This window comes from Pseudomonas turukhanskensis (assembly GCF_027922365.1).
GTDB classification, from domain to species: domain Bacteria; phylum Pseudomonadota; class Gammaproteobacteria; order Pseudomonadales; family Pseudomonadaceae; genus Aquipseudomonas; species Aquipseudomonas turukhanskensis.
In genome coordinates, this window is record NZ_BSFN01000023.1 from 58,871 (window position 1) to 64,399 (window position 5,529).

The 5,529-nt window shown below is 61.2% G+C and carries 5 protein-coding genes; 2 read left to right on the forward strand and 3 right to left on the reverse strand.

Annotated features, from left to right (window positions below; all coding sequences use genetic code 11):
* Window positions 1-299: 299 nt before the first annotated feature.
* Genes PKE98_RS23840 through PKE98_RS23850 form a run of 3 tightly spaced genes read right to left on the reverse strand, consistent with a single transcriptional unit; the run spans window position 300 to window position 2,151 of the window.
* On the reverse strand, window positions 300-905 hold the full coding sequence (locus PKE98_RS23840) for a GNAT family N-acetyltransferase (RefSeq protein WP_271197917.1): 606 nt from the start codon (window positions 903-905) through the stop codon (window positions 300-302).
* Complete coding sequence (locus PKE98_RS23845) at window positions 902-1,645, reverse strand: UDP-2,3-diacylglucosamine diphosphatase (RefSeq protein ID WP_271197924.1); 744 nt, start codon at window positions 1,643-1,645, stop codon at window positions 902-904. Before PKE98_RS23845 ends, PKE98_RS23840 begins: the two co-directional genes overlap by 4 nt.
* 8 nt (window positions 1,646-1,653) lie before the next feature.
* A complete protein-coding gene (locus tag PKE98_RS23850) occupies window positions 1,654-2,151 on the reverse strand; it encodes a peptidylprolyl isomerase (RefSeq protein ID WP_271197918.1) in 498 nt (165 codons plus the stop codon).
* Between the two features lie 121 nt (window positions 2,152-2,272).
* Between PKE98_RS23850 and PKE98_RS23855 the strand changes: the two genes are divergently transcribed.
* Window positions 2,273-3,979: a glutamine--tRNA ligase/YqeY domain fusion protein gene (locus PKE98_RS23855; protein WP_271197919.1), complete on the forward strand. Its 1,707-nt coding sequence runs from the start codon at window positions 2,273-2,275 to the stop codon at window positions 3,977-3,979.
* Window positions 3,980-3,988: 9 nt separating this feature from the next.
* A complete protein-coding gene (cysS, locus tag PKE98_RS23860; RefSeq protein ID WP_271197920.1) occupies window positions 3,989-5,371 on the forward strand; it encodes a cysteine--tRNA ligase in 1,383 nt (460 codons plus the stop codon).
* Window positions 5,372-5,529: the final 158 nt, after the last annotated feature.

Sequence of the window (5,529 nt, forward strand, 5' to 3'; positions counted from 1 at the left end):
GTCATCCCAGCGCAGGCTGGGATCCAGAATGTTGGATGGGGCGCGGTGCTGGGTATGACGTGAGATTCTGGGTCCCAGCCTGCGCTGGGACGACGGTGCTGGGGCACAGGGTGGTGTTGAAGGGGCGTGTTGGTGAGCAACGTCGCCTTCAGCAGTGAATATGAGTAGCCGGGTCTTTCGCTGAATTTATGGCAACCCACCGTCATCCCAGCGCAGGCTGGGATCCAGAATGTTGGATGGGGCGCGGTGCTAGGTATGAGGTGAGATTCTGGGTCCCAGCCTGCGCTGGGACGACAGTGTTAGGGCACAGGGTGGTGTTGAAGGGTCGTGTTGGTGAGCAACATCGCCTTCACCGCCGGCCACTCGCTGTCGATGATGCTGAACCGCACGGAATTGCGCTTGCGCCCATCGGGCATGATGCGCTCGTGCCGCACGATGCCTTCTTGCGTCGCGCCAATGCGCAGAATCGCCGCGCGGGATTTTTCGTTCAGTTCATCGGTGGTGAATTGCACGCGCACGCAGTCCATCACTTCAAACGCATGCTGTAGCAACAAAAACTTCGCTTCGGTATTGGCGCCGGAACGCTGGGCCGATTGCCTCAGCCAGGTATGGCCGATTTCCACCTTGCGGTTAACGCGGTCGATTTTCCAGAAGCGGGTACTGCCGAGCACCTGGCCGTCGCTGTGACGCACCAGCACAAACGGCATCACCGTGCCCGCCGCGCGCCCGGCCAGGGCGGTGGCCAGGTACTGCTCCACGGTGTCGGGGCCGGGTATGACGGTGAGCTTCATTTCCCACAAGCGGCCATCGCTCGCGGCTTCCAGCAGGCGCGGGGCGTCGCTGGCGTGCAGGGGCTGTAGCGACAGGTGGGTGCCGGTCAGCACCGGGTCCAGGGCAAAGGTCATGGGGCTGCGCTGTCGGCTGGCACAAAGTCGAATGCGGCCAGCTGAAACCCTTGGTCATCCACCTGCAAGGCCCAACCCTGTTTGTCCCAGTCGCCGAGCACGATGCGTCGCGCCGGCTCGCCGTTGATTTGCAGACGGTGCACGGCGGGGCGGTGGGTGTGGCCGTGGATAAGGGTGCGCACGCCGAATTCCTGCATCAGGCGCGGCACTTCTTCAGGGGTGACGTCGACGATATCCGCCGCTTTCATCCGCGTTTGCGTGCTGCTTTCCTTGCGCAGTTTGCGCGCGAGTTTCTCCCGCGTGCGCCGCGGCAGGTTGCGCAGAATAAACAGGGTGAGGGGGTGGCGCAGGTAGCGGCGCAGGCGCATATAGGCCTCGTCGCGGGTGCACAGGCTGTCGCCGTGCATCAGCAGCACCGGTTCACCGCCGAGCTCAACCCGGGTGGGGTCGGCCAGCAATGAGCAGCCGGCGGCGCGGCAAAAACCTTGGCCGAGCATAAAGTCGCGGTTGCCGTGCATCAGGTAGATGGCGGTGCCGCTGTCACTCAGCTCGCGAAGGGCCTGGGCGATGGAGGCCTGGAAGGGGGTCATGGCGTCGTCGCCAATCCAGGCCTCGAAAAAGTCGCCGAGGATATACAGGGCGCCGGCCGTACGGGCGCGGCCGGCGAGAAAATGCACAAACGCCCGGGTAATGTCCGGGCGTTGTTCTTCGAGGTGCAGATCCGAGATCAGAAGGGTGATCAATCGGCTTACTCGGCAACGATCTCGGCGCGTTCGATGATCACGTCATCAACCGGAACGTCCTGGTGGCCGGATTTCATGGTGGTGGCCACGGCGCGGATTTTGTTGACCACGTCCATGCCGTCTACCACTTCACCAAACACGGTGTAGCCCCAGCCTTGAACGGTCGGTGCGCTGTGGTCGAGGAAGTTATTGTCGGACACGTTGATGAAAAACTGTGCCGAGGCCGAATGCGGCTCCATGGTGCGGGCCATGGCAACGGTGCCCACTTTGTTGGAAAGGCCGTTGTTGGCTTCGTTCTTGATGGTGGCGCGGGTGGCTTTCTGCTTCATGCCTGGCTCGAAACCGCCGCCTTGAATCATGAAGTTGCTGATCACGCGGTGGAATACGGTGTTGTCGTAATGACCGGCCTTCACGTATTCCTCAAAGTTGGCAACGGTCTCCGGTGCCTTGTCAGCGAACAGGTTCAGGGTGATGACGCCGTAATTGGTGTGCAGCTTGATCATGGGAAAATCCACTCTGTCGAGAAATTCGAAGGCCTGTCAGGGGGTTGACAGCTTCGGCTATGATAAGCGCTTTGTTTTGGTCGGCCTACCCTGGCTGCGCACCTGTACGTTCAAGGATCCTATGAGCAAGCCTACTCACGACTCCGCTGCCGTTCCCTCTGCCGATGGCAAAGCTGCCCCTGTTGTTCCTGCCAACTTCCTGCGCCAGATCGTTCAGGCTGATCTCGATTCGGGCAAGCACACCAAGATCGTCACCCGCTTTCCGCCGGAGCCCAACGGCTACCTGCACATTGGCCATGCCAAATCGATCTGCGTGAACTTCGGCCTGGCCGAGGAGTTTGGTGGCGTATGCAACCTGCGCTTTGACGACACCAACCCGGCCAAGGAAGACCAGGAATACATCGACGCCATCAAAAGCGACGTGCAGTGGCTGGGCTTTCAGTGGGACGGCGAAGTGCGTTTTGCCTCGCAGTATTTCGACCAGTTGCACGATTGGGCCGTTGAGCTGATCAAGGCCGGCAACGCCTACGTCGATGACCTGAGCCCCGAGCAAGCCAAGGAATACCGCGGCACGCTCACCGAGCCGGGCAAGAACAGCCCGTTCCGCGACCGTTCGGTGGAGGAAAACCTCGACCTGTTCGCGCGCATGAAAGCCGGTGAATTCGAAGACGGCGCCCGCGTGCTGCGCGCCAAGATCGATATGGCTTCGCCGAACATGAACCTGCGCGACCCGATCCTGTATCGCATTCGCCATGCTCACCACCACCAGACCGGCGACACCTGGTGCATTTACCCGAACTACGACTTTACCCACGGTCAGTCGGATGCCATTGAAGGCATTACCCATTCCATCTGCACCCTGGAATTCGAAGGCCATCGTCCGTTGTACGAGTGGTTCCTGGAGCACTTGTCGGTGCCGGCCAACCCGCGCCAGTACGAGTTCTCGCGCCTGAACCTGAGCTACACCGTCACCAGCAAGCGCAAGCTCAAGCAACTGGTGGACGAAAAGCACGTAAATGGTTGGGACGACCCGCGTATGTCCACGCTGTCGGGCTTCCGTCGTCGTGGTTACACCGCCGCGGCCATTCGCAAGTTCTGCGAAATGATCGGCACCAACCGTTCCGACGGCGTGGTGGATTTCGCCATGCTCGAATTCGCCATCCGTGACGACCTGGACCACAACGCCCCGCGCGCCATGTGCGTGTTGCGACCGCTGAAAGTCGTGATTACCAATTACCCGCAAGGCCAGGTCGAAAACCTCGAGCTGCCGTGCCACCCGAAAAACGACATGGGCGTACGCGCCTTGCCGTTCGAGCGCGAGATTTACATCGACCGCGACGACTTTATGGAAGAGCCGCCAAAAGGCTACAAGCGCCTGGAGCCGGGCGGTGAAGTGCGTCTGCGTGGCAGCTACGTGATCCGTGCTGACGAGGCGATCAAAGATGCCGATGGCAATATCGTCGAACTGCGTTGCTCGTACGACCCGGACACCCTCGGCAAGAACCCCGAAGGCCGAAAGGTCAAAGGCGTGATCCACTGGGTGCCGGCCGCTGCCAGCGTGGAATGCGAAGTGCGTCTGTACGACCGTCTGTTCCGCTCGCCAAGCCCGGAAAAAGCGGAAGAAGGCGCGAGCTTCCTCGACAACATCAATCCCGATTCGCTGCAAGTGCTCACCGGTTGCCGCGCCGAGCCGTCGCTGGCCCAGGCCAAACCCGAAGACCGCTTCCAGTTCGAGCGCGAAGGTTACTTCTGCGCCGATATCAAAGACTCGCAACCAGGCCGTCCGGTGTTCAACCGCACCGTGACCCTGCGCGATTCGTGGGCGTGAGGAGCTAACGTGCTTTCGATCTACAACACGCTGACCAAAACCAAAGCGCCGTTCAAGCCGCTCGATGGCAACAAGGTGCGCATGTACGTGTGCGGCATGACCGTGTACGACTACTGCCACCTGGGCCACGGCCGCAGCATGGTGGCCTTCGACCTGATTACCCGCTGGCTGCGCTTTAGCGGGTATGACCTGACCTACGTGCGCAACATCACCGACATCGACGACAAGATCATCAACCGCGCCCGCGACAACGGCGAGAGTTTCGATGCCCTGACCGCGCGCATGATCGATGCCATGCACGAAGACGAAGCCCGTCTGAACATCAAAAAGCCGGACATGGAGCCGCGCGCCACCGACCATATCGACGGCATGCACGCGATGATCCAGACCCTGATCGACAAGGGTTACGCCTACGCGCCGGGCAACGGCGACGTGTATTACCGGGTCAACAAGTTTCTGGGCTACGGCAAGCTGTCGCGCAAGAAGGTCGAAGACCTGCGCATCGGCGCGCGCATCGAAGTGGACGAAGCCAAGGAAGACCCGCTGGATTTCGTGCTGTGGAAAGGCGTGAAACCGGGCGAGCCAAGCTGGGAGTCGCCATGGGGCGCGGGCCGGCCGGGCTGGCATATCGAGTGCTCGGTGATGTCCACCTGCTGCCTGGGTGACACCTTCGACATCCACGGTGGTGGCAACGACCTGGAATTCCCGCACCACGAAAACGAGATTGCCCAGAGCGAGGCGGCCACCGGCAAGCCGTACGCCAATGCCTGGATGCACTGCGGCATGATCCGTATCAACGGCGAGAAGATGTCCAAGTCGTTGAACAACTTCTTCACCATTCGTGATGTGTTGGAAAAGTATCAGCCGGAAGTAGTGCGCTACCTGTTGGTGTCCAGCCACTACCGCAGCTCCATCAACTACTCCGAAGACAACCTGAAAGAAGCCAAGAGCGCGCTGGAGCGGTTTTACCACGCCCTCAAAGGCTTGCCGGTTGTGGCGCCTGCCGGTGGCGATGCCCTGGTGGAGCGCTTTACCGCGGCCATGAACGACGACTTCGGTACGCCGGAAGCGTGCGCGGTGCTGTTCGAGCTGGTGCGCGAAATCAACCGCCTGCGTGACAGCGATATCAACGCGGCGGCCGGTTTGGCGGCGCGTTTGAAAGAGCTGGCGAGCGTGCTGGGCGTGTTGCAGATGGACGCCGACGACTTCCTGCGCGCTGGCGCCGAAGGCAAGGTGGACGCCGCGCAGGTGGATGCCTTGATTGCTGCGCGCCTGCAGGCGCGTGCCGACAAGAACTGGGGCGAATCCGACCGTATCCGCGACGAGCTCACCGCCATGGGCGTTGTGCTTGAAGACGGCAAGGGCGGGACGACCTGGCGTCTGGCGGACTAAGGTCTGCGTTAGCCCCGGTAGGGTGTGCTGCGCGCACCAGGCGGTTTCAGCGAGTGCACTTCGGTGCGCGGAGTGTTCAGCCGGGGGACATGGTAAACACCTGTCGGGAGACATGGGTAACAGGTTGATGATCATGTTGCCCGTTGTCTCAGGTCTAT

Excerpts from the sequence above, each read along its gene's own strand:
- PKE98_RS23850 (WP_271197918.1), bottom strand. The coding sequence starts at position 2,151 with ATGATCAAGCTGCACACCAATTACGGCGTCATCACCCTGAACCTGTTC.
- PKE98_RS23840 (WP_271197917.1), bottom strand. The coding sequence starts at position 905 with ATGACCTTTGCCCTGGACCCGGTGCTGACCGGCACCCACCTGTCGCTA.
- PKE98_RS23855 (WP_271197919.1), top strand. The coding sequence starts at position 2,273 with ATGAGCAAGCCTACTCACGACTCCGCTGCCGTTCCCTCTGCCGATGGC.